Here is a 22,143-nt window from a genome sequence, read left to right as displayed (position 1 = left end):
GACCACGAACAAATCAAGGAAAGGCCAAGCCCCCAAAGAACAAAACCACAAACACGCCGCAAAGGCAAAAAAAGCTAATCGGGCAACTCCGCCGCCCCCATCCTGCGAGCAATAACCCGCGACCGCTGCGCAAGATAAGGCGACCCTCGATGCTCATCAAAATACTTAGGCTGCGGCAGCATAACGGCCAACCGAGCCGACTGCGCAGCAGTCAACTTACTGGCCGAAGTTTTATAGTAATAACGAGCCGCCGCCTCAGCCCCATAAACCCCATTCCCCCACTCAACGGAGTTGAGATAAATCTCAAAGATCCGTTCCTTATCCATCAAGGTCTCAAGCATCCACGTAATGATGAGCTCCTGCCCCTTGCGGATATAACTCTTCTCGCGCGACAAAAACAGGTTCCGCGCCAACTGCTGGGTAATAGTGGATCCACCCCGCACAATCTTGCCCTTGGCCTTATTCCGCTCCCAGGCCTGCAAAATAGCATCCGTCTCATACCCATTGTTATTGACGAAATTCGCATCCTCGGAAGCGATGATCGCGCGCTTCAGATTGCGCGAAATCTGGTCATACGGCACCCACGTATGCTGCACCGAAAGATCCGGCCGATCCTGCGACAAACGCCACGCGTCCGACCGCATAAACGCGGTACTCCGCGGATTGACGTAATTCCAAACGCCGATCTGCGCGAAATAAAACGCCTGCGTCGTCAGCCACGCAATCGCCACCACCGCGCTCAGATAGACCATCCATCGCACCGGACCTGCCCGGCTCACGCGCCGCGTTGCTGTCATCGTGCTCCAAGTCCTCGTGTCGGTGAATGCGGCAAGGTGAGACGCGGCATTAGCGTGACGCGCTGTTACGCGTGCGACGGCGCCGCCAACAGCGCACGCAACTCAGCCAGCACCGGCGCGCCATCAGGCCGCACGCCGCGCCACACGTAAAACGACTCAGCCGCCTGCTCGACCAGCATGCCGAGTCCATCGGCGCCGCTCGCGCCCAGCTTGCGCGCGTGCTCCATGAATACGGTCGGATGCGCGCCGTACATCATGTCGTAGGCAAGCGTGCCGCTACCGAACGCGCGGTCGTCGCACTCGGGCAACGACGCGTCGAGGCTTCCCGCCGTCGCGTTGACGATCACGTCATAGGCGCCCGCTTCGATCGCCCGCGCGCTGCCGCCGCTCAGACGGCATGCGGCGTCGCGCGCGGCCTGCGCGAACTGGTCGACCAGCGCTTCAGCCTTCTGCGCCGTGCGATTGACGATGGTCAGCGTATGCGGCGCGCGTTCGAGCATCGGCAGCACCACGCCGCGAGCGGCGCCGCCCGCGCCGAGCAACAGAATGCGCGCGCCCTTCAGGGACACGCCGAGATTCACCTCGATATCGCGCACGAGACCGAAGCCGTCCGTGTTGTCGCCGTAAATACCGGTCGCATCGACGCGTAACGTATTGACCGCACCCGCGGCCGCCGCGCGCGGCGACAACGTGTTGGCGAACGCATACGCTTCGAGCTTGAACGGCACGGTCACGTTCAGGCCGCGCCCGCCTGCGTCGATAAAGGCCCGCACGTGCGGCACGAACGCGTCAACCGGCGCGAGCAGGCGGCCATATTCGATCGGCTCGCCGGTCTGCGCCGCAAAGCGGCCATGAATGAACGGCGATTTGCTGTGGCCGACCGGGTTGCCGATAACCGCGTAGCGGTCGAGTGAGTCGTTGGCGCTCATCGTCCCGGCTCCGCAATCTGTTGGTGAGCGGCGGCATCGCTCGCGGTATCGCCATTTGCGGCGTCGCCCGGCGTGGCCGCCTCGTTGCCGTCGAGTTCGGCTTCGGCCTGAGCCTCGGCTTCACCTTCGGCGCTCTCATCAGAAGCGTCGATGATGTCCTCTTCGCCCTCGTCCGCTTCTTCAGCCTCGCTGCCGCTCGTCACGGTCGGCGCGTCGAGCACGTGCAGGAGACGCACAGACGCTTCGACGGTCAGCTCGTCGATCGACATCACTTCCATCTGCAAGCGCGTGCCACGCGCGTGCACGCCGAGACCCGGCACGTGCAGCAACAACGGAATCTCTTCGAGACGCACCAGGTCGCCCTTCACGACCGAGGCCACCACCTGCTTCTTATTCTCCTGCTTCAGCCAGCGCAAACACCAGAAGTACTCCATGCGGCGCTGATGATCGGCGTACGCGGTATACGTGTCGTCGAAACCTTGCACGACGGCGAACAGATCGGCGTCTTTCGGCTTGAACGGCGCGGCCAGCTTCGCGGTCACGCCATGCTGCACGCAGGCGATCAGCTGCCACTGGTTCACCAGGTCGACATAACGGCGCAGCGGCGACGTGCTCCACGCGTACTGGGTCACGCCAAGGCCTTCGTGCGGCGCGGCATTGGTCTGCATACGCGTGCGCTTGGGACCGGTCGGCGCACCGAATGCGCGCTGCGTGCGATAGATGCCCGGCACACCGTGGTCGTGCAGGAACGCGCCCCACGACGAGTTGGCGAGAATCGCCAGTTCGGCGACGATCGTGTCGAGCGGCGAACCACGCCGGCGCGGCGTGATCGTGATGTGCTCGCCTTCCACGTAGAAGTTGAAGTCCGTATTGCGCTGCACCTCGCGACGCAAACCATAACCCGCGCGCGCCGCCTGGCGCTTTTCGAACAGCGCCTGCGCGAACGGCCACAGCACGGCCAGGTCTTCCTTGTGCGGATAGTCGCCGGTGCCGGCGGCAAGCGCCTCCTCGGTCACCAGTTCGTCGAGCGTGTTGTGGCGCAGATTGTTCTTCACGAACACGCGCTCGGCGCGCGTTTCGCTCGCGACGATCTCCTGCGTCTCGCGATTGACGATCACATACAGCGAGAGCGCCGGGCGCAAGCCGCCTTCGGCCAGCGTGAACGCTTCGACGACGCTGTCGGGCAGCATGGTGATCTTGTCGCCCGGCATGTACACGGTCGACAGGCGCGTGCGCGCGATCGCATCGACCTCGTCGCCGCGCTGAATGCCGAGCGCCGGCGCGGCAATGTGCACGCCGATCCGCACACGGCCATCGGCCAGATGCTCGACGGAAAAGGCGTCGTCGATTTCGGTCGTAGTGATGTCGTCGATCGAGAACGCCTGCACGTTCGCTTCGGGCAGATCTTCGGGCAACGCGCCGACGGTAACCGGCGGGAAGCCGGTGCCGTGCGGGAAAAACTCCGAGAGGAATTTCGCCTCGTGCAATGCGCGCGCCGACGGAATGGCGCCGCATTCGAGCATCAGGCGCGCTTGCGAAATGCCGCGCGCCGCGGCCGCGCCTTCGAGCGCCTTGTATTCGATCGTGTTCTTGTCGGGCTTGGTCAACAGCGCCAGCGCTTTGCTGCCGGTGAAGGCTTCCGGCAAACGGCCGGCCTTCAGCTCTTCCTCATAGCCGGCCTGCACCAGCGCCTGCTGACGCTTGCGCTCGAGTCCGGCAAGCGCCATCTTCAGTTGTTCTTGCGGCGCGCGCTGATACATGCCGCGGCCCTTGCGGCGGAAGTACACCGGCGAGCCGTGCATGCGCAACACCAGCGCGGCGCGCTCGATCGAGCCGAAGCGCTCGCCGAAATACTCGGCGCCGAGCGTGGCGAACGGGAATTCGTCGTCGGGCGCGCATTCCCACAGGAAATCCAGATCGATCTCCTGCGCGGCGGCGTCGGCCTCCTGCATCAACTCGGCCGCACTCGGCTTGTCGAATTCGATCAGCACATCTTTCGCGCGCACCTTGGCGCGGCGTCCGCCCGGCAACTCGACCTGAAAAGCATCGCCCTGGCGTGACAGCACGCTGCCTGCCTTGAAACTGCCCGATTCCTCGAAGAAAACGTTCACTCAATACTCTCGTTCTGACTTGCATCTGCCGGCGCGCCCGATCTTGTTCAGCAATCGGTCACTGCGCGCGCGGCACGGCAACGTGTTCGTGGTAGTGGATCCGCGGCGCGATACGCGCGCGCCGGCGGTATGAATCTGATGCGCGGCGATCGCCTCGCGGCCGGAACACCCGGCTTGACCGCCTTTACGCGGCTTCGCGCGGGGCCGGCGGTTCGACGTCTTCCGCGTCGCAAAAGGCCAGCACGTCGTCGACGTATTCCGGGAACTCGCTGATCGCGTGGTCGCTCCCTTCGATCAGCGTAGTGCGTGCGCCGGGATAGTGCGCGAGCATTTCGCGGTAGTCGAGCACTTCGTCGCCGGTGGCGGCCATCAAATAATAGCGCTCGGGCCGCGTGATCGACGCCACGCGGAGTTCGCGCAACTCATCCAGATGATGCGGCTCGACGACGATGCTGCCGCCCCCGTGCCACAACGGCTGTTCACCGAGATACGCGCTCAGATCGCGCTGCGGCACGACCGCCGGGTTCAGCAGCACCGCCGGCCAGCCGTGCTTTTCCGCCAGCCAGGTGGCGAAATAGCCGCCGAGCGAGCTGCCGATCAGCGTAACGTTTTTCGGCCTGGCAGCGGCCACCAGCGATTCGGCCAGCGCCACCGTCTCGAACGGCGACACCGTCAACATCGGGCAGCACCATTCGTCGCCGCGGCCGAGTTCGACGAGCCGCGCCGCCAGCACGCGCGCCTTGAACGAATTGGGCGACGAGCGGAAACCGTGCAGATAAAGAATCACGAAGTGCCTCGCGCGGAAAGAGCGTCGAGCAGCTTCTGGTGCACGCCGCCGAAGCCGCCATTGCTCATCACCAGAATCTGGTCGCCGGGGCGCGCGGCATGGACGACCGCTTTGACCAGCGCGTCCAGATTGTCGAAAGCTTGCGCCTTGCCGCCGAGCGGCGCGAGCGCCTCGCCGAGATTCCAGCCGAGCGCGTCGCGGCCGGTCGGCGCGCCGTAGCCGAATACGAGGTCGGCGTCGGCGAGGCTGGCGGGCAATTGCGCTTTCATCACGCCGAGCTTCATGGTGTTCGAGCGCGGCTCCAGCACGGCGACAATCCGCGTGTTGTCGCGGCCCACGCGGGCGCGCAGGCCGGCGACTGTCGTGTCGATGGCGGTCGGATGGTGGGCGAAGTCGTCGTAGACGGTCACGCCGTCGACGCTGCCACGCACTTCCATACGGCGCTTGACGTTGCGAAAGCTCGCCAGCGACCGGGCGGCCTGCGCCGGCGGCACGCCGACGTGGCGCGCGGCGGCGATCGCGGCCAGCGCGTTCATGCGGTTGTGCTCGCCTTGCACCAGCCACTCGACCACGCCGACACGCTCGCTGTTGTGATAGACGGCAAAACGCTCGTCCACCGGCACGCCGTCTTCCGCCGGCAAGGTTTCCCAGCCGCCCTGCACGCCGAAACGCTCCACTTCGCTCCAGCAACCGCGCGTCAGCACGCGCTCGAGCGCGCCTTCACGACCGTTCGTGACGATCCGGCCAATCCCCGGCACGGTGCGGATCAGATGATGGAACTGCGTTTCGATCGCGGCGAGATCCGGGAAAATGTCCGCGTGATCGAATTCCAGGTTGTTCAGAACGGCGGTCTTGGGCCGGTAGTGGACGAACTTCGAGCGCTTGTCGAAGAAGGCCGTGTCGTATTCGTCGGCTTCGATCACGAAGAAGCTCGAATCGGTCAGCCGGGCCGACACGCCGAAATTCAACGGCACGCCGCCAATCAGGAAGCCCGGATTGAGGCCGGCGTCTTCGAGCAGCCAGGTCAGCATCGAACTGGTGGTCGTCTTGCCGTGCGTGCCGGCCACCGCCAGCACCCATTTGCCGTTCAGCACGTGTTCGCCGAGCCATTGCGGACCTGACACGTATGGCAGGCCGCGGTCGAGAATGGCTTCCATCAGCGGATTGCCGCGCGAGACCACGTTGCCGATCACGAACAGGTCGGCGTTCAGGCCGTTCAGCTGGTCAGCGTCGTAGCCTTCGATCAGACGAATGCCCTGCGCCTCGAGCTGCGTGCTCATGGGCGGATAGACGCCGGCGTCGCAACCCGTCACGGTGTGGCCCGCGCCGCGCGCGAGGACCGCAAGACCGCCCATGAACGTGCCGCAGATACCGAGGATGTGGATGTGCATAAGCCTGTCGTGCCGCGCGGGCGTTTTTCCTGGAATGACCCCCAAACCTGCCGCTTCGCGCCAGGCCCCCGAGGGGGCGGGAAAAGCCGGGGCGGGCCGGCATTTTCCTGAGAGGGAGGGGAGCGCAGAAGAGCGGCCGAAACGACCGTCTGCAAAGGTCGCTATTGTAACCGACGCCTCCGGATCGCCCTATGAACGCTTGCCCGTACTGCCCTTGCCGGGCGCGCGGTGCGACCCGCCAGGAAAGGCTGTCATCAATCTCTAGTATGATCGGGGGATGGTTCGCAAATCACATTTCGATCCGCAGCGCGTGCGCGAGGAAATCGCAATCGCGGCTGCGCGCATGATCGCCGAAGACGGTCTGGACTACGCCACGGCGAAGCGCAAAGCGGCCCGGCAAGTGGTCGGCGAGAGCCGTGTTGCCGGCGAATGGCTGCCGGATAACGACCAGATTGAAGAAGAAATCCGGGAATACCAGTCGCTGTTTCAGGGAGACAGCCAGCCCGCCCTGTTGCGGCGGCTGCGCCATATCGCAGTCGACTGGATGGAGCGGCTCGCGCCGTTCAATCCTTATCTGACGGGCGCCGTACTCGGCGGCACGGCCGGTGAACACTCGGACATTCACCTTCAGGTGTTCTGCGACACCCCGAAAGAAGTCGCGATCTACTTCCTGAACGCGAACATTCAGTACGACGTTTCGGAAACGCGGCATTTTGCCGGCCGCGGCTATGTCGAAACGCTCAGCTTCCTGTGGCGTCCCACGAACGAAGGGCGCGAGGCGGAGCCCGTGGGCGTGCACGTCGCGCTGTACGAAACGGACGACCTGCGCGGCGCAGTTCGCGCCGACACACGCGGACGTACCGCGCGCGCGAATCTGCAAGCCGTTCAGACGCTGCTCGACGGCAGCGACGTCGCCCCTTCAACCAACTAGACTGACCAAGATGAATACGAGACGGATTCTGGCAGCCGCGCTTGTCGCTATCGCCGCGGCGGGCGGCGGCGTGCTGGCCAACCACTTGTTGAACGGCGGCAGCGCCGAGCTCGCGCGCGCCGCCCCACCGGCCTCCGGCGAAGACGCGGTCGCCCAACTCTGGAGCGCGCCGGTCACTACGGTGGACGGCAAACCGCAAACGCTAAGTTCGCTTAAAGGCCGCCCAATCGTCGTCAACTTCTGGGCCTCGTGGTGCGGGCCTTGCGTCGAAGAAATGCCCGCGCTGTCGCAGCTTCAGCGCGATTACGCAAAAAAAGGGATCCAGTTCGTCGGACTTGGCGTCGATTCGGATAAGAACGTTCAGGCATTCCTGCAGAAAGTGAAAGTTGCCTACCCGGTTTATGTCACCGGCTTCGGCGGCGCCGACCTCGCGCGAGCCTTCGGCAATACGGCGGGCGGCCTGCCCTTCACCGTCGTAATCGACGCAAAAGGCGAGATTCGTTCGACAAAATTGGGACAAATCGACGCTCAAGCGCTGAAACAGACCCTCGACGCGCTTTAAATTTCACATTCTTTTGACACTCAATTAGCCTCCGAACGCGCGAAAAATACGCGCAAATCGCACGGATTTGAGAGAAGATGGGCGCCCGGTGCGGCGGCAAATCGCCGCCGTCATCCTGCGGTATGTTCGGGAAACTAGACAAGTTTCTCTAATCAGCGCTAAAGTGCGCCCAATTCCACGGAAAAAGAAGCGACCATGACGCGACTGCTGGTACTGCACGGACCCAACCTCAACCTTCTCGGCACCCGGGAACCCGAGGTCTACGGTCGCGTGACCTTGCCGCAGATCGATCAGGCGCTGGCGGACCGCGCAGCGGACGCCGGCGTCGAACTGGCGTCGTTCCAGAGCAATCATGAAGGCGCTCTGGTGGACCGCATCCAATCCGCCCGGACTGAACAGACCGATTTCATACTGATCAATCCCGCCGCGTACACGCACACCAGCGTGGCCATTCGGGACGCACTGGCGGGGGTCGGCATCCCGTTCGTCGAGATTCATCTGTCGAACGTGCATCGTCGCGAACCGTTCCGGCATCACTCGTATTTCTCCGACCAGGCAGAGGGCGTGATTTGCGGCCTCGGCTGGAAGGGCTATCTGTACGCGCTCGAATTCGCGCTCGACCGGCTCGCCGCCGGCTCGTCGCGCGGCTGATTCCAAACACGTCTAATTTGCGCCGGCTGCGTATGCGCCGGCACTTTTCGCATTGAAAGGGGCTCCTGATGGATCTACGTAAACTGAAAACTCTGATCGACCTCGTCTCGGAGTCCGGTATTTCCGAACTCGAAGTGACCGAGGGCGAAGGCAAGGTTCGCATCGTCAAGAATGCGCCGCCGGTTTACGTGCAACCGTCCGCCTCGTACGCGCCGCAATACGCGCAACCGGCGCCGGCTATCGGCGGCGAAGCGCCGGCCGCTGCCGCGGCTGCGCCGGCCACGCCGGCCGCCGCCGCGCCGCAAGGCCACGTGGTGACCTCGCCGATGGTCGGCACCTTCTACCGCGCACCGTCCCCGGGCGCCGACCCGTTCGTCCAGGTGGGCGACACGGTCAAGGAAGGCCAGACGATCTGCATCATCGAAGCCATGAAGCTGCTCAACGAAATCGAGTCGGACAAGTCCGGCGTGGTGAAGGAAATCCTCGTCGAAAACGGCCAGGCGGTCGAGTACGGCCAACCGCTGTTCGTGGTCGGCTGACGCGGCACGCCCAGCGCTCTGTTCTGCGCATGCCGCCCGCGCGCCCGCTATCCAGGGCGCGCGACCGATCCTCTGAGGCAGCCGGCGTTGTGATCAACCCGGCGCCCATTGATGAGTCGAAAACCCGCTATGTTTGAAAAAATCCTCATTGCCAATCGTGGCGAGATCGCGCTTCGTATCCAGCGCGCTTGCCGCGAGCTTGGCGTCAAGACAGTCGTCGTCTATTCGGAAGCCGACAAGGAAGCCAAGTACGTGAAGCTCGCCGACGAGGCGGTCTGTATCGGCCCTGCGCCTTCGAACCTGAGCTATCTGAACATGCCCGCGCTGATCAGCGCGGCGGAAGTGACCGACGCCGAAGCGATCCACCCCGGCTACGGCTTCCTCTCGGAAAACGCCGACTTCGCCGAGCGTGTCGAACAGTCCGGCTTCACCTTCATCGGCCCGCGCCCGGAAACCATCCGGATGATGGGCGACAAGGTCACGGCCAAGCAGACCATGATCAAGACCGGCGTGCCTTGCGTGCCGGGCTCGGAAGGCGCATTGCCGGAAGATCCCAAAGAGATCGTGAAGATTGCCCGCCAGGTCGGCTATCCCGTCATCATCAAGGCGGCCGGCGGCGGGGGTGGCCGCGGCATGCGCGTGGTCCACACGGAAGCGGCGCTCGTCAACGCGGTCAACATGACGCGCGAAGAAGCCGGCCGCGCGTTCGGCAACCCGCAGGTCTACATGGAGAAATTCCTGGAGAACCCGCGGCACATCGAAATCCAGGTGTTGGCGGATTCGTTCAAGAACGCCGTCTGGCTCGGCGAACGTGACTGCTCGATGCAGCGGCGTCACCAGAAAGTGATCGAAGAAGCGCCGGCGCCGGGTATTGCACGCCGCCTGATCGACCGCATCGGCGATCGTTGCGCGGACGCCTGCAAGAAGATGGGCTATCTCGGCGCGGGTACCTTCGAGTTCCTGTATGAAAACGGCGAGTTCTACTTCATCGAAATGAACACGCGCGTGCAGGTCGAGCACCCGGTGACCGAGTTGATCACGGGCGTCGACATCGTGCAGGAACAGATCCGCATTGCGGCCGGCGAAAAGCTCGCCTTCCGTCAGCGCGACATCGTGTTCAAGGGTCACGCGATCGAATGCCGGATCAACGCGGAAGATCCGTTCAAGTTCATTCCGTCGCCGGGACGCCTGACGTCGTGGCATATGCCGGGCGGCCCCGGCATCCGCGTCGACTCGCATGCATACAATGGCTATTTCGTGCCGCCGAACTACGATTCGATGATCGGCAAGCTGATCGCTTACGGCGCGACGCGCGAGCAGGCGATCAAGCGCATGCGCATCGCGCTCTCGGAGATGGTGGTGGAAGGCATTCAGACCAACATCCCGTTGCACCGCGAGCTGATGCTGGACGCGAAATTCGTCGAAGGCGGCACCAGCATTCACTACCTCGAAAACCGGTTGGCCGCGAAGCAGCAGGCCGCGCCGGAAGAAGCGTAACTCATGAGCTACCGGGAACTGATCGCCGAGCTGGCACGCGAGCACGCGGAGGAATTCTCCGACGCGCTGCTCGAGTTGGGCGCGCTGTCCGTATCGGTCGAAGATGCGGACGCCGATACGCCCGACGAACAGCCGCTGTTCGGCGAGCCCGGTCTCACGCCGGATCGCACGGCGTGGCAGCGTTCGCGCGTGATCGCGCTGCTCGCGCCGGAGCACGACCCGGCGGTGTTGCTGACCGCCGCGGCCAATGAAATCGGCCTGGAGGCGGCGCCGTCTTTCACCGTGCGTGAAGTCGAAGAGCAGGATTGGGTTCGGCTTACGCAGTCGCAATTCGATCCGATCAAGATCGGCGAACGCATCTGGGTCGTGCCGTCGTGGCACGATGCGCCGGACCCCGAAGCACTCGTGCTGGAACTCGATCCCGGCCTTGCGTTCGGCACCGGCAGCCATCCCACCACGCGGTTGTGCATGGAATGGCTGGAGCAATCGGTGACGCCCGGGCAGTCCGTGCTCGACTACGGTTGCGGCTCTGGCATCCTCGCGATCCTCGCGAAGAAGTGCGGCGCCGATCCGGTGTACGGCATCGACATCGACCCGCAAGCGGTGGAGTCGGCGCGTCATAACAGCGAGCGCAATCGCGCGGAAGTCACGTACGGTTTGCCCGACGCGTGCCCCACCGGCGAGTTCGATATCGTAGTCGCCAATATCCTGTCCAATCCGCTCAAGCTGATGGCGTCGATGCTCTCGTCGAAGGTCAAGCCGGGTGGCCGGATCGCGCTGTCGGGCATTCTGGCGCGGCAGGCGGACGAAGTCGCGCAGGTCTACGCACGATGGATCGACATCAGCGTCTGGCGCGAACACGAAGGTTGGGTATGTCTGTCGGGAACGCGCCGCGAAAGCCATTAGAATAAGGCGTATTGTCCAACCAACGGCCTTCCGGCTTATCGGCTCAATATGCTCCTGGCAACGCGTTGCCCCTTCTGCGAAACCGTCTTCCGCCTGCAAACGGAACAGCTCGCGCTACGCCGCGGGCTCGTGCGCTGCGGGCATTGCCACGAAGTGTTCGACGCGTCGAGCAGCCTGTTCGACATTACCGAAGGCGGCGACTTCTCCACCGCCAAACCGGTCGCCGCAGCCGCGGCGATCGAAGCGCTGTCGGGCGTGCGCCCGAAAGACCCTGACTTCAGCGCCGAAGCATGGGACCCGTGGGCGCCGGCCCCCGACGCGGCCATCGACAACCGTCTGCGCCACCACGCCGGCAATGTGCCGCTCTCGCCGGTGTCCACCGGCGCAGGCGTCGCGGTCACGCCGCGCCACGCCACCGAACCCGAACTGCCGCCCGGCGCGTTCACCGCGCCCGTTCCACCCGACCACGAACCGATGCTGGCGGACGCGCCGCTCGAGCCATTCGCCTATCAGGTCGATCCGCCTGTGGAAGAAGCGCCGCGCGTCTGGCACAAGACCGAGCGCGCTTCTGACGCTCCGCAGGAAGAGCCGGCGCCGGATGAATCGGCCACGTTGCATGGCATCCGCGACAACGAGCCGCGTTTCGGCGCGGGCGGCGTAGGTGCGGCTGCGGACGCGGCCGGCTTTGCTGCCGCCAGCCCGACCGCTGCCGCCGGCCCGGCGCCCATGAGCAACGCCCCGCTCGCCGCCAGCGGCGAGCCCTTCTCCGTGCAACCGGTCAACGATGGCACCGATCCCTTCCCGGTCGTGCGCGAAACGCGCCCGCCCGAGCCGCGGCGCATGGGCTGGGTCATCGTCGGCTCGGTGGTGGCGGGGCTGTTGATCATCGCGCTGCTCGCGCAACTCGCCTGGTGGCAGCGCGAAACGGTGATGGTGTACTTGCCGCGCTCCCAGACGCTCTACGCGAAGGCCTGCGCGACGCTCGGCTGCCTCGTCACGCCGCCGCACGACATCGACGGCTTGCAGGTCGAACCGTCCGATCTGCGGCAGATCGACGGCCCGCACAAGCTCGAACTGAAGATGCCGTTGCGCAACCGCTTCAATATTGCGCTCGCCTATCCGGCGATCGAACTCACGCTGCTCGACGACCAGAACAACGTCGCGGTGCGCCGCGTGCTGTGGCCGCAAGACTATGTCCCGCCCGGCACGCCGATCGCGGCCGGCCTGCCCGCGCACACGACTCAGACCATGATCGTGCATCTCGACACGGGCAATGCGGTCGCTTCCAATTTCCGCGTACAGATTTTTTATCCGTAACGCATTCATGCGTGCCCGGCACCGACCGGGTACGTCCACCGTCATTACTGACGAATTTTCGGAGCACAACAACATGAGTCAAGTCACGCTGGGTGGCAACCCGATTGAAGTAGCCGGCACGTTCCCGTCGGTCGGCCAGGCCGCTCCCGCTTTCTCGCTGGTCGGCAAGGATCTGAAGCCGGTGTCGCTGGCCGATTTCGCCGGCAAGCGCAAAGTGCTGAACATCGTCCCGAGCCTCGACACGCCGACCTGCGCCACCTCGACCCGCAAGTTCAACGAAGCCGCCGCCAAGCTGACCAACACGTCGGTGATCGTCGTGTCGGGCGATCTGCCGTTCGCCGCATCGCGCTTCTGCACGACCGAAGGCATCGAGAACGTCGTCACGGCATCCACGTTCCGTGGCCATGAGTTCGCGCAAGCCTACGGCGTCGACGTGACGAGCGGCCCGCTGACCGGCCTGACGGCTCGCGCCGTGGTGGTGATCGACGAGAACGACAAGGTCGTTCACGCTGAACTGGTCGGCGAAATCAAGAACGAACCGAACTACGACGCAGCACTCGCCGCGCTGAAGTAAACCCTTCGCGTACGAACTCCGGCGCCGCGCTTCATGCGCGGCGCTGTCGCATCGACGCTCCCTTTTCCTTTATCGTTTTTACAGGACGCTCGCCTTGGCTACGCTCATTTGCGGCTCGCTCGCCTACGACAACATCATGACTTTCGAAGGCCGCTTCCGGGAGCACATCCTGCCGGAGCAGGTCCACATTCTGAACGTGAGCTTTCTCGTGCCGACCATGCGCCGCGAGTTCGGCGGCTGTGCGGGCAACATTGCCTACTCGCTGCATCTGCTGGGCGGCGACGCGCGCATCATGGGCACGCTGGGCTCGGTCGACGCGCAGCTCTACATGGACCGCTTCAAGCAACTCGGCCTGTCGACGGAAAGCGTGCTGGTGGTGCCGGACACCTATTCGGCCCAGGCGATGATCACCACGGATCTGGAAAACAATCAGATCACCGCGTTCCATCCTGGCGCGATGATGCAGTCGCACCTGAATCGCGCCGATGAGGCGAAGGGCATCACGCTGGGTATCGTCGCGCCCGACGGCTACGACGGCATGATCCAGCATTCCGAGCATCTGGCAGCCGCGGGCGTGCCGTTCATCTTCGATCCGGGCCAGGGGTTGCCGCTCTTCGACGGTGCGTCGCTGCGGCGCATGATTGAACTCGCTACGTATGTAGCGGTCAATGACTACGAAGCCAAACTGGTGAGCAACAAAACCGGTTGGTCGATCGAAGAAATCACCGGCAAGGTCGAGGCGCTGATCGTCACGCTCGGCGAGCAGGGCGCGCAGATTTATCACGCGGGCGGCGTCGAAGCGATTCCGGCGGTCAAGGCACAGCAAGTGCTCGACCCGACAGGCTGCGGCGACGCTTTCCGCGGCGGCCTGCTGTACGGCATCGAGAACAAGCTTGGCTGGGCCACCACCGGCCGGCTCGCAAGCCTGATGGGCGCGCTGAAGATCGAACACCAGGGCCCACAAAACTACGCGCCCAGCCGGGCGGAGATCAACGAGCGGTTCAAGCAGGCGTTCGGATACGACCTGCCGTAATGCCGAGAGCTATTGGAGTGTAGGGAATGAGAACAACGAGTCGCCTGGTCGTGGCCGCCTTGATCGTCGGTTCGCTGACCATGTCGGGGTGTGCGTATAACAGCAGTTCCGCGGACGTGTACACGGCGTCGCAAGCACAGCGGGAAGAAACGGTCCGCATGGGCACGGTCGACAGCGTGCGCGCGGTGAAGATCAGTTCGAACAACGGCCAGCCGAGCGGTCTGGGCGCGATCGGCGGCGGCGCGCTGGGTGCGGTTGCCGGCAGCGCAATCGGCGGCGGGCGCGGCTCGATCGTCACGGGCATCATCGGCGGTCTCGCGGGCGCGGTCGCCGGCAACTCGATCGAGAACGGCGCTGCAGTGCACGACGGTCTCGAAATCACCGTGCGACTCGACAACGGCGACATGCGCGCCATCACCCAAAGCGCCACCGGCGAGATCTTCCGCGCGGGCGAGCGCGTGCGACTGCTCTCCAGCGGAGGCGTGACGCGCGTCACGCACTAAGTTTCCCCTCTCGCGCGGCGAGGCTTTATGCCGCCGCGACGACCTCACACGCATGCCCTCCCCTGTGCATGCGTTTTTTTCGCCTGCGGATTCTGAAGCGCATCCCGCAGCCACCGCTTGCGCCGGGGCAAAAAAAATCCCGTCGCCAGAAACCCGGCAACGGGACCCTGACCGAGTAGCGCTCGGTCATGCTGCTACTTAAGCGCTACTCGATCATCGACACGGAGTACGACGTGTCGAAGTACTTCTACCGCTCGTCCAACTTACGGACGGCTGCCCGTCGGGAACGGCCATGCCGCTGCCGGGTTCAGCGCGGTCTTCACCGTCGCCGCCGGTGCGCTCGAGACAGAAGTCGCCGCGGGAGCAGGAGCCGCCTTCTTGGCGACAGCCTTCTTCGCAGGGGCAGCCTTCTTGGCAGGAGCTGCGGCCTTCTTCGCGGCAGCCTTCTTGGCAGGCGCAGCCTTTTTCGCGGCAGCCTTTTTCGCGGGCGCAGCCTTCTTGGCAGCAGCCTTTTTCGCAGGCGCAGCCTTCTTGGCAGCAGCCTTCTTAGCCGGTGCAGCCTTCTTCGCTGCAGCCTTCTTGGCCGGTGCTGCCTTCTTTGCTGCAACCTTCTTCACTGCGGCTTTCTTCGCCGGTGCTGCCTTCTTCGCCGCAACCTTCTTCACTGCGACTTTCTTGGCTGCAACCTTCTTGGCCGGAGCAGCTTTCTTCGCTGCAACCTTCTTCGCCGGTGCTGCCTTCTTCGCTGCGACCTTCTTCACTGCCACTTTCTTGGCAGCGACTTTCTTTGCCGGAGCAGCCTTCTTGGCCGGAGCAGCTTTCTTAGCTACAACCTTCTTGGCTGCGGGTTTCTTAGCGGCGGCTTTTTTTGCAGTTGCCATCATTTTCTCCTTCAGGTTTTCAGATGAGAGTCAGTTCAAACTACACCCTTCGTCAAAACCCGCTTCCCGCGGACGCTTCTCAGGGCGCGCGCTACGAAGCGGGCTATTCATCGGCGTACGCAGGTGCTGCGCGCTTACGCTAATGAATGCGGTAAGGCGCGCCGTGCCACAAGGCACCGCGCGCCAGATCTGATCGGCGTTGATGCTCAACGCCGGCAATTGCTTGATCGAGCCGCCGGCGATCGCGCCAGCGGCTTTTTCCGGGGGGAAGTTTGCCCATCCCACTGAAGGGTTCGCAAAGTGCCTGTCATAGTTGTGGGCCGCGAAGGCACGCGGCGCACCGGGCATGCTTTGCATCAGGCGATTCTGCTCCTAACTAAAATTGCCGCGGCCCAAGCCTGCGGCATCCCCATCGATGAATGCATCTGCAGCACGAACCCGGATCACTCCCAAGTCAACGCGCCGCCAGTCTGATATTCGATCACTCGCGTCTCGAAGAAGTTGCGTTCCTTCTTCAAATCGATCATCTCGCTCATCCACGGGAACGGGTTTTCCTCGTTCGGGTACAGCGGATCGAGACCGATCTGCTGGCAACGGCGGTTGCAGATGAAGCGCAGGTAGCTCTTGAACATCGACGCGTTGAGGCCGAGCACCCCGCGCGGCATCGTGTCTTCTGCGTAACGATATTCGAGTTCGACCGCCTGCTGGAAGATCTCGCGGATTTCCGCGCGGAATTCAGCCGTCCAGAGTTGCGGGTTTTCGAGTTTGATCTGGTTGATCAGGTCGATGCCGAAGTTGCAGTGCATCGACTCGTCGCGCAGGATGTACTGGTACTGTTCCGCCGCGCCGGTCATCTTGTTCTGGCGACCCAGCGCCAGGATTTGCGTAAAGCCGACGTAGAAGAACAGCCCCTCCATCACACAGGCGAACACGATCAGCGAGCGCAGGAGCGTCTGGTCTGCCTCGAGCGTGCCGGTCTTGAAGGCCGGATCGGTCAGCACGTGGATGTACGGAATCAGGAATTCGTCTTTCGCGCGGATCGAGGAGACCTCGTGATACGCGTTGAAGATTTCGCCTTCGTCGAGGCCCAGCGATTCGACGATGTACTGGTAAGCGTGCGTGTGGATTGCCTCTTCGAACGCCTGGCGCAGCAGGAACTGGCGGCATTCGGGCGCCGTGATGTGGCGGTAGGTGCCCAGCACGATATTGTTGGCGGCAAGGGAATCGGCCGTCACGAAGAAGCCCAGGTTGCGCTTGACGATGCGGCGCTCGTCTTCGGTCAGACCGTTCGGGTCTTTCCAGAGGGCGATGTCACGCGACATGTTCACTTCTTGCGGCATCCAGTGGTTGGCACAACCCGCCAGATACTTTTCCCAAGCCCACTTGTATTTGAACGGCACCAACTGATTGACGTCGGTCTGGCCGTTGATGATGCGCTTGTCGGCGACGTTGACCCGCGCTTCCGAAACGGCAGCCGTTCCGGCCGCGGCGTTGGTCACATGAGCGACGGGAGCGACAGCAATGTCGTTCGCGAAGACGTCTTGAGCCGAGGGAGCATGAGGAGCGGAACGCGTTCCGACTTGCGAACCGACAGCCGATCCCGCAGCGTTGCGCAACACATTCTGTTGCGTAGCGCTCGAGGGAGTTACGGCAGTGATCTCGTCATCCCAGTTGAGCATAAATGTCACCATCAATTTAGAACGGTTTGTACCATCTTTTCACGAGCGATAAAAGAGTTCGCTGATGAAAAATCCTGTTTTCGATTCGCGTTGCTACGTTCATACAACACTTTGTTCAACAGAGTGTGTGTGTCACCTCATGTGAAGCGTGTTGAACGTGTGTCTTCGAGGTGCTTCGCGAACTCGAAGAGCAACGAGCCGAAGCATCGTTTCGCTGCTCTATCTATCTATATTGCGGAGCGTGCTTGTAGCGTCTTGCGACTGCTTGCCGCTATCCGGCCGGCGTGTCGATCGACCATCGATCGAAGCGTGTAGTGCGCGCACTGTGTCGCGCGCTTCGTCTGGTGCTGCCGACTGCTGACTGCTGATTGACCGCTTCACGACTTCAGCGAGCTGCGCCGCTTCGCTGCATCGCGACGAGCGGCGCGCTTCTATTTCACTCGCCGCGCCGCTCATCGACTTCTCTTCTACTTCACTTGCTTCAGCTTCGCTGCTCGCTGCATGCGGGTCATTACCTATGACTCGTCAGCAAGCAGCGATCCTGCTGTTTGCGACTTCTTACTGGCAGGCCTCGCATTCGTCGAAGCCAGGGTCGCCCGGACGCATCATGCACACCGGACCATCCGCTTCCGGCGCTGCTTCAACCGCGACTGCTGGCGCGGCCGCTGCAGCCTGAAAGCCACCCGCGGCACCACCAGCCGCGCCGTTGTTCGCACCGAAACCACCCGCTGCGCCACCCGCGGCACCGCCCGAACCTTCGCCGCCACCCGAGCTCACCGCGTTCAGCGCGCCGTGCGCCACGGTCGACTTCTCGACGTGGGTCGCCGCCATCGTGCGGAGGTAGTACGTGGTCTTCAAACCGCGCACCCAGGCGAGCTTGTAGATCTCGTCGAGCTTCTTACCCGACGCGCCGCCCATGTAAATGTTCAGCGACTGCGCCTGGTCGATCCACTTCTGACGACGCGAGGCCGCTTCGACCAGCCACTTCGGATCGACTTCGAACGCGGTGGCGTAGATCGCGCGCAGGTCGGCCGGGATGCGGTCGATGCGCGAGAGCGTGCCGTCGAAGTACTTCAGATCGGCGACCATCACTTCGTCCCACAGGCCGCGCGCCTTCAGGTCGCGCACCAGGTAGTCGTTGACCACCGTGAATTCGCCCGACAGATTCGACTTCACATAGAGGTTCTGGAAGGTCGGTTCGATACAGGCCGACACGCCGATGATGTTCGAGATCGTCGCCGTCGGCGCGATCGCGACGCAGTTCGAATTGCGCATGCCGTACTGGGCGATGCGCGAACGCAGTTCGGTCCAGTCCATCGACTCGCTCGAATCGACTTCCACGTACCCGCCGCGCGCTTCGGCGAGCAGCTTCACCGAGTCTTGCGGGAGGATGCCGCGATCCCACAGCGAGCCGCGGTAGCTGGAGTAACGGCCGCGCTCCTGCGCCAGCTCCGTCGACGCGTAGTAGGCGTAGTAGCAGACCGCTTCCATCGACGTATCGGCGAACTTGACCGCTTCTTCCGACGCGTACGGCGTGCGCAGCAGGTGCAGGCAGTCCTGGAAGCCCATGATGCCCATGCCGACCGGACGGTGCTTGAGGTTCGAGTTACGTGCCTTGGCGACCGCGTAGTAGTTGATGTCGATCACGTTGTCGAGCATGCGCATCGCCACGCTGACGGTGCGCTTCAACTTGTCGTGGTCGAGCACGAGCGTGCCGTCGGCCTGTTCCTTCAGGTGCGCGACGAGGTTCACCGAGCCCAGGTTGCAGACGGCGATTTCAGCGTCGCTCGTGTTCAGCGTGATTTCCGTGCACAGGTTCGACGAGTGGACGACGCCGACGTGCTGTTGCGGCGAGCGCACATTGCACGGATCCTTGAACGTGATCCACGGGTGGCCGGTTTCGAACAGCATGCCCAGCATCTTGCGCCACAGTTGCGCCGCCGGGATCTTCTTGAACAGCTTGATCTCGCCGCGCGCGACCTTGTCTTCGTAAGCCGTGTAAGCCGTTTCGAACTCAGCGCCGAACTTGTCGTGCAGGTCCGGGCAGGTGGACGGCGAGAACAGCGTCCAGTCGCCGCCTTCCATCACGCGCTTCATGAACAGGTCGGGAATCCAGTTCGCCGTGTTCATGTCGTGCGTACGGCGGCGGTCGTCGCCGGTGTTCTTGCGCAGCTCGAGGAATTCCTCGATGTCCAGGTGCCACGTTTCCAGGTACGCGCACACCGCGCCCTTGCGCTTGCCGCCCTGGTTCACGGCGACCGCTGTGTCGTTGACGACCTTCAGGAACGGCACGACGCCTTGCGACTTGCCATTGGTGCCCTTGATGTGCGAACCGAGCGCACGCACGCGCGTCCAGTCGTTGCCCAGGCCGCCGGCGAACTTCGAGAGCAGCGCGTTTTCCTTCAGCGCTTCGTAGATGCCGTCGAGGTCGTCGTCGACCGTCGTCAGGTAGCACGACGACAGTTGCGAGCGGCGGGTGCCCGAGTTGAACAAAGTGGGCGTGGACGACATGAAGTCGAAGCTCGACAGCACGTTGTAAAACTCGATCGCGCGCGCTTCACGGTCGATCTCGTTCAGCGACAGACCCATCGCGACACGCATAAAGAATGCCTGCGGCATTTCGATGCGCACGCCGTCGTGATGCAGGAAGTAACGGTCGTACAGCGTTTGCAGACCGAGGTAGCCGAACTGCAGGTCGCGGTTGTTGTCGAGCGCGGCGCCGAGACGCTTCAGGTCGAACTGCAGCAGCTTGTCGTCGAGCAGCTCGGCTTGCACGCCGCGCTTGATGAACTGCGGGAAATACTCGGCGTAGCGCTCGCCCATTTCCGTCTGCGTGACTTCCTCTTCGAGGATCTCGCGGCGGATCGTGTGCAGCAGGATGCGGGCGGTGACCTGGCTGTACGCCGGGTCCTTTTCGATCATCGTGCGGGCAGCCAGGATCGCCGAGTCGTAGACCTGGCTCATCGGCACGCCGTCGTACAGATTCTTGACCGTTTCCGCGATGATCGGATCGGCGCTCACCGCGTCGCCCAGATTCGAGCAAGCCAGTTCGATGATGCCGCGCAGCGCGGCCAGATCCAACGGACGCGTCACGCCGTTGTCGGTGACGTTCAGGCCCGGCGAGCTGGCGGCAACCTGCTCGTCATGACCGCGCGCCTGGCTGCGCTTCTCGCGATACAGCACGTACGCACGCGCGACGTTGTGCTCGCCGCCGCGCATCAGCGCGAGCTCGACCTGATCCTGAATGTCTTCGATATGGAACGTGCCGCCGTTCGGGCGGCTGCGCACGAGTGCGCGCACCACGTTCTGCGTGAGCTGCTCGACCAGTTCGCGCACACGCGCGGAGGCGGCGCCTTGACCACCGTTCACGGCCAGAAATGCCTTCGTCACGGCGATGGCGATTTTCGACGGTTCGAACGACACGACGCTGCCATTACGACGGATCACCTTGTAGTCGGCGAAGGTCGCTTGCGGCGCGAGCGCTTGTGCGCCTTGTGCCTGGCCGAAGGCCTGGCCAGTCGGTGAGCCCTCGTACCGGGTCGTCACGTTGTCGGTGGTTTGCATGTGCAAAGCTCCTGGTCCTGGAAATGTTGCGGGAAGATCCGCGGATTAAAACGAACGCTGCGCCGCCGCGTGCGCAAGCGATGGGGTGCAGGAAAAAGGCCGGCTAAGCCGGGTGGCGGGATGCGACAACGATGAAGCCTGATTCGAATTCGTAACGGTCTTCGTCGTGTGTGTCGCGATCACTGGCTGAGCCCTTTTCCTGAATGTTTTTCTGGATGCCGCCGGTGGTCTCTCCGGCTGCGCCACAGGAATTTTTTCGCTGCCCGGAATGCTTGCGGCGCCATGCTCGGGAGCGGGGCGCCGCTGACTTATACACTCGGTTATGCACTCAGTTATTCACATGGTTATGCACAGCACAACACAAGATATAGTGGAAAACTGAATTTGTGGCACCAAGTATAGTGGACTTTCGAGACAGGTCAAATCGATTTATTTGCTTTCGAAGTCTTGACTTTTGGCTAGCGCAACGCGAACACGGCGCCTAGCCGACTCCCCGGAGAACAAGGCCGCGCCTTGTTCTCCGCGCATCGCGCGAAGTCGCGAGAAGGGTCGCGAGGGGGCCGTTACGGGGTTTTGGAAAACTTGAGATAGGGGAAATACCGAGCGGCGAGCGAGGTGTCGCGCCGCAGGCGCTGCCACTCGAAATGCGGCCCTGGATCGGTCTTGCGACCGGGGGCGATGTCCGAGTGACCGGCGAGCGCCGTAACCGGATAGCGCGCCTTGAGCGCGCTCACGAGAGCGCCGAGCGTGCGGTATTGCGCCGCTTCGAAAGGCGTGGTGTCGCTGCCCTCCAGTTCGATGCCGATCGAGAAATCATTGCAACGCTCGCGGCCGAAAAAATTCGACGGCCCGGCGTGCCACGCGCGCTCGTTGCACGACACGAATTGCTCGAGCGCCCCGTCGCGATGAATCACGAAATGCGCGGACACGCGCACGCCACGCAGGTGCGAGTCGTAGTACGGGTGAGCGTCGCAGTCGAGCGTGTTGAGGAACAGTTCGGCGATCGCGGTGCCGCCGAACTCGTTGGGCGGCAGGCTGATGTTGTGGACGACGATCAGCGTCGGCTCGGCCCCTGCGGGCCGCGCTTCGAAATTCGGCGATGGCAGTTTGCGTGCGGCGGCGACCCAACCGTCGGTATCGACGGTGAACTCGACGCTCATCGAGCGTCGCGGCCCGTGGGCCGCGCGCCGTGACGCTGCGCGTGCGCGGCGCTGCAGAACGGCTGCCCCGCCACCACGACGGAATCGCTCCTGGGCGCGTGCACGCCGCATTCGACGCAACGGATCATCGGCTCGGCGAGCTGCGCCGGCGCGGGAGCGGACGCGCGCGCGCCGCCGTTCGGACCATTCGGGCCTTTCGCTCCGGCGGCGCCGTTTGCGCCAGTGCCGCTGCGTTGGGACGCCTGCGCGTCATGACGACGCAGCGCCTTCACCAGCCACTGGCCGACGATGAACAACAGGATCAGCAGAAATATTTGTCGCATGGGACACG

General features: G+C 63.5%; 21 protein-coding genes. 10 read left to right on the top strand and 11 right to left on the bottom strand.

Translation table 11 applies throughout. The annotated features are described in order from the left end of the window. Window positions 1–74 precede the first annotated feature (74 nt). From mtgA to mpl, 5 genes are all read right to left on the bottom strand, one after another. Window positions 75–797: a monofunctional biosynthetic peptidoglycan transglycosylase gene (gene mtgA / locus CJU94_RS07880; protein WP_095418208.1), complete on the bottom strand. Its 723-nt coding sequence runs from the start codon at window positions 795–797 to the stop codon at window positions 75–77. Between the two features lie 65 nt (window positions 798–862). Continuing rightward, entirely contained in the window at window positions 863–1,726 is an 864-nt protein-coding gene (aroE, locus tag CJU94_RS07875; protein ID WP_095418207.1) for a shikimate dehydrogenase, read from the bottom strand. Continuing rightward, entirely contained in the window at window positions 1,723–3,837 is a 2,115-nt protein-coding gene (locus CJU94_RS07870; RefSeq protein WP_095418206.1) for a ribonuclease catalytic domain-containing protein, read from the bottom strand. The genes aroE and CJU94_RS07870 overlap by 4 nt, the downstream gene beginning before the upstream one ends. A 184-nt stretch (window positions 3,838–4,021) precedes the next feature. Further along, on the bottom strand, window positions 4,022–4,624 hold the full coding sequence (locus tag CJU94_RS07865) for a YqiA/YcfP family alpha/beta fold hydrolase (protein ID WP_095418205.1): 603 nt from the start codon (window positions 4,622–4,624) through the stop codon (window positions 4,022–4,024). Then, on the bottom strand, window positions 4,621–6,015 hold the full coding sequence (mpl, locus tag CJU94_RS07860) for a UDP-N-acetylmuramate:L-alanyl-gamma-D-glutamyl-meso-diaminopimelate ligase (protein WP_095418204.1): 1,395 nt from the start codon (window positions 6,013–6,015) through the stop codon (window positions 4,621–4,623). Before mpl ends, CJU94_RS07865 begins: the two co-directional genes overlap by 4 nt. A gap of 277 nt (window positions 6,016–6,292) precedes the next feature. Between mpl and CJU94_RS07855 the strand changes: the two genes are divergently transcribed. From CJU94_RS07855 to CJU94_RS07810, 10 genes are all read left to right on the top strand, one after another. Further along, entirely contained in the window at window positions 6,293–6,946 is a 654-nt protein-coding gene (locus tag CJU94_RS07855) for a UDP-N-acetylmuramate--alanine ligase (RefSeq protein ID WP_095418203.1), read from the top strand. A gap of 10 nt (window positions 6,947–6,956) precedes the next feature. Next, window positions 6,957–7,508, top strand: a complete 552-nt coding sequence (locus CJU94_RS07850) for a TlpA family protein disulfide reductase (RefSeq protein WP_095418202.1) — start codon at window positions 6,957–6,959, stop codon at window positions 7,506–7,508. A gap of 195 nt (window positions 7,509–7,703) precedes the next feature. Next, window positions 7,704–8,159: a type II 3-dehydroquinate dehydratase gene (gene aroQ / locus CJU94_RS07845; protein ID WP_091799017.1), complete on the top strand. Its 456-nt coding sequence runs from the start codon at window positions 7,704–7,706 to the stop codon at window positions 8,157–8,159. Window positions 8,160–8,227: 68 nt separating this feature from the next. Then, on the top strand, window positions 8,228–8,698 hold the full coding sequence (accB, locus tag CJU94_RS07840) for an acetyl-CoA carboxylase biotin carboxyl carrier protein (RefSeq protein WP_012434379.1): 471 nt from the start codon (window positions 8,228–8,230) through the stop codon (window positions 8,696–8,698). Between the two features lie 129 nt (window positions 8,699–8,827). Continuing rightward, window positions 8,828–10,195 (top strand): acetyl-CoA carboxylase biotin carboxylase subunit, encoded by a 1,368-nt coding sequence (gene accC, locus CJU94_RS07835; protein ID WP_007180351.1) that lies wholly within the window; start codon window positions 8,828–8,830, stop codon window positions 10,193–10,195. 3 nt (window positions 10,196–10,198) lie between these two features. Continuing rightward, window positions 10,199–11,101, top strand: coding sequence for a 50S ribosomal protein L11 methyltransferase (prmA, locus tag CJU94_RS07830; protein ID WP_095418201.1), 903 nt, complete (start codon window positions 10,199–10,201; stop codon window positions 11,099–11,101). Window positions 11,102–11,149: 48 nt separating this feature from the next. Continuing rightward, on the top strand, window positions 11,150–12,418 hold the full coding sequence (locus CJU94_RS07825) for a zinc-ribbon and DUF3426 domain-containing protein (protein WP_095418200.1): 1,269 nt from the start codon (window positions 11,150–11,152) through the stop codon (window positions 12,416–12,418). Between the two features lie 73 nt (window positions 12,419–12,491). After that, window positions 12,492–12,992 carry a thiol peroxidase gene (gene tpx, locus CJU94_RS07820; RefSeq protein ID WP_091799005.1) on the top strand — a complete coding sequence of 167 codons (501 nt, stop codon included), beginning with the start codon at window positions 12,492–12,494 and terminating at the stop codon, window positions 12,990–12,992. 94 nt (window positions 12,993–13,086) lie between these two features. Further along, window positions 13,087–14,025: a carbohydrate kinase family protein gene (locus CJU94_RS07815; protein WP_095418199.1), complete on the top strand. Its 939-nt coding sequence runs from the start codon at window positions 13,087–13,089 to the stop codon at window positions 14,023–14,025. Between the two features lie 26 nt (window positions 14,026–14,051). Further along, window positions 14,052–14,528 (top strand): outer membrane lipoprotein, encoded by a 477-nt coding sequence (locus CJU94_RS07810; RefSeq protein ID WP_095418198.1) that lies wholly within the window; start codon window positions 14,052–14,054, stop codon window positions 14,526–14,528. A gap of 263 nt (window positions 14,529–14,791) precedes the next feature. Here CJU94_RS07810 and CJU94_RS07805 read toward each other — a convergent pair whose 3' ends face one another. From CJU94_RS07805 to CJU94_RS07780, 6 genes are all read right to left on the bottom strand, one after another. Beyond that, the gene (locus CJU94_RS07805) at window positions 14,792–15,409 is read right to left on the bottom strand and encodes a histone H1-like DNA-binding protein (protein WP_095418197.1); all 618 of its coding nucleotides are present in this window, start codon (window positions 15,407–15,409) and stop codon (window positions 14,792–14,794) included. Between the two features lie 30 nt (window positions 15,410–15,439). Further along, the gene (locus CJU94_RS07800; protein WP_091798993.1) at window positions 15,440–15,766 is read right to left on the bottom strand and encodes a hypothetical protein; all 327 of its coding nucleotides are present in this window, start codon (window positions 15,764–15,766) and stop codon (window positions 15,440–15,442) included. Between the two features lie 86 nt (window positions 15,767–15,852). Beyond that, window positions 15,853–17,088, bottom strand: coding sequence for a ribonucleotide-diphosphate reductase subunit beta (locus CJU94_RS07795; protein ID WP_035518486.1), 1,236 nt, complete (start codon window positions 17,086–17,088; stop codon window positions 15,853–15,855). Window positions 17,089–17,646: 558 nt separating this feature from the next. Beyond that, a complete protein-coding gene (locus CJU94_RS07790) occupies window positions 17,647–20,652 on the bottom strand; it encodes a ribonucleoside-diphosphate reductase subunit alpha (protein ID WP_095418196.1) in 3,006 nt (1,001 codons plus the stop codon). Between the two features lie 563 nt (window positions 20,653–21,215). Beyond that, entirely contained in the window at window positions 21,216–21,812 is a 597-nt protein-coding gene (gene ampD, locus CJU94_RS07785) for a 1,6-anhydro-N-acetylmuramyl-L-alanine amidase AmpD (protein WP_095418195.1), read from the bottom strand. Beyond that, window positions 21,809–22,135 (bottom strand): PP0621 family protein, encoded by a 327-nt coding sequence (locus CJU94_RS07780; RefSeq protein ID WP_095418194.1) that lies wholly within the window; start codon window positions 22,133–22,135, stop codon window positions 21,809–21,811. Before CJU94_RS07780 ends, ampD begins: the two co-directional genes overlap by 4 nt. Window positions 22,136–22,143: the final 8 nt, after the last annotated feature.

It is taken from the genome of Paraburkholderia aromaticivorans (assembly GCF_002278075.1).
GTDB classification, from domain to species: domain Bacteria; phylum Pseudomonadota; class Gammaproteobacteria; order Burkholderiales; family Burkholderiaceae; genus Paraburkholderia; species Paraburkholderia aromaticivorans.
This window is presented reverse-complemented; position numbering and strand designations above follow the sequence as displayed.

Excerpts from the sequence above, each read along its gene's own strand:
- mpl (WP_095418204.1), bottom strand. The coding sequence starts at position 6,015 with ATGCACATCCACATCCTCGGTATCTGCGGCACGTTCATGGGCGGTCTT.
- CJU94_RS07810 (WP_095418198.1), top strand. The coding sequence starts at position 14,052 with ATGAGAACAACGAGTCGCCTGGTCGTGGCCGCCTTGATCGTCGGTTCG.
- accC (WP_007180351.1), top strand. The coding sequence starts at position 8,828 with ATGTTTGAAAAAATCCTCATTGCCAATCGTGGCGAGATCGCGCTTCGT.
- CJU94_RS07850 (WP_095418202.1), top strand. The coding sequence starts at position 6,957 with ATGAATACGAGACGGATTCTGGCAGCCGCGCTTGTCGCTATCGCCGCG.
- tpx (WP_091799005.1), top strand. The coding sequence starts at position 12,492 with ATGAGTCAAGTCACGCTGGGTGGCAACCCGATTGAAGTAGCCGGCACG.
- CJU94_RS07795 (WP_035518486.1), bottom strand. The coding sequence starts at position 17,088 with ATGCTCAACTGGGATGACGAGATCACTGCCGTAACTCCCTCGAGCGCT.
- CJU94_RS07805 (WP_095418197.1), bottom strand. The coding sequence starts at position 15,409 with ATGGCAACTGCAAAAAAAGCCGCCGCTAAGAAACCCGCAGCCAAGAAG.
- accB (WP_012434379.1), top strand. The coding sequence starts at position 8,228 with ATGGATCTACGTAAACTGAAAACTCTGATCGACCTCGTCTCGGAGTCC.
- aroQ (WP_091799017.1), top strand. The coding sequence starts at position 7,704 with ATGACGCGACTGCTGGTACTGCACGGACCCAACCTCAACCTTCTCGGC.
- CJU94_RS07855 (WP_095418203.1), top strand. The coding sequence starts at position 6,293 with ATGGTTCGCAAATCACATTTCGATCCGCAGCGCGTGCGCGAGGAAATC.
- prmA (WP_095418201.1), top strand. The coding sequence starts at position 10,199 with ATGAGCTACCGGGAACTGATCGCCGAGCTGGCACGCGAGCACGCGGAG.
- aroE (WP_095418207.1), bottom strand. The coding sequence starts at position 1,726 with ATGAGCGCCAACGACTCACTCGACCGCTACGCGGTTATCGGCAACCCG.
- CJU94_RS07780 (WP_095418194.1), bottom strand. The coding sequence starts at position 22,135 with ATGCGACAAATATTTCTGCTGATCCTGTTGTTCATCGTCGGCCAGTGG.
- CJU94_RS07800 (WP_091798993.1), bottom strand. The coding sequence starts at position 15,766 with ATGCAAAGCATGCCCGGTGCGCCGCGTGCCTTCGCGGCCCACAACTAT.
- CJU94_RS07790 (WP_095418196.1), bottom strand. The coding sequence starts at position 20,652 with ATGCAAACCACCGACAACGTGACGACCCGGTACGAGGGCTCACCGACT.
- ampD (WP_095418195.1), bottom strand. The coding sequence starts at position 21,812 with ATGAGCGTCGAGTTCACCGTCGATACCGACGGTTGGGTCGCCGCCGCA.
- CJU94_RS07825 (WP_095418200.1), top strand. The coding sequence starts at position 11,150 with ATGCTCCTGGCAACGCGTTGCCCCTTCTGCGAAACCGTCTTCCGCCTG.
- mtgA (WP_095418208.1), bottom strand. The coding sequence starts at position 797 with ATGACAGCAACGCGGCGCGTGAGCCGGGCAGGTCCGGTGCGATGGATG.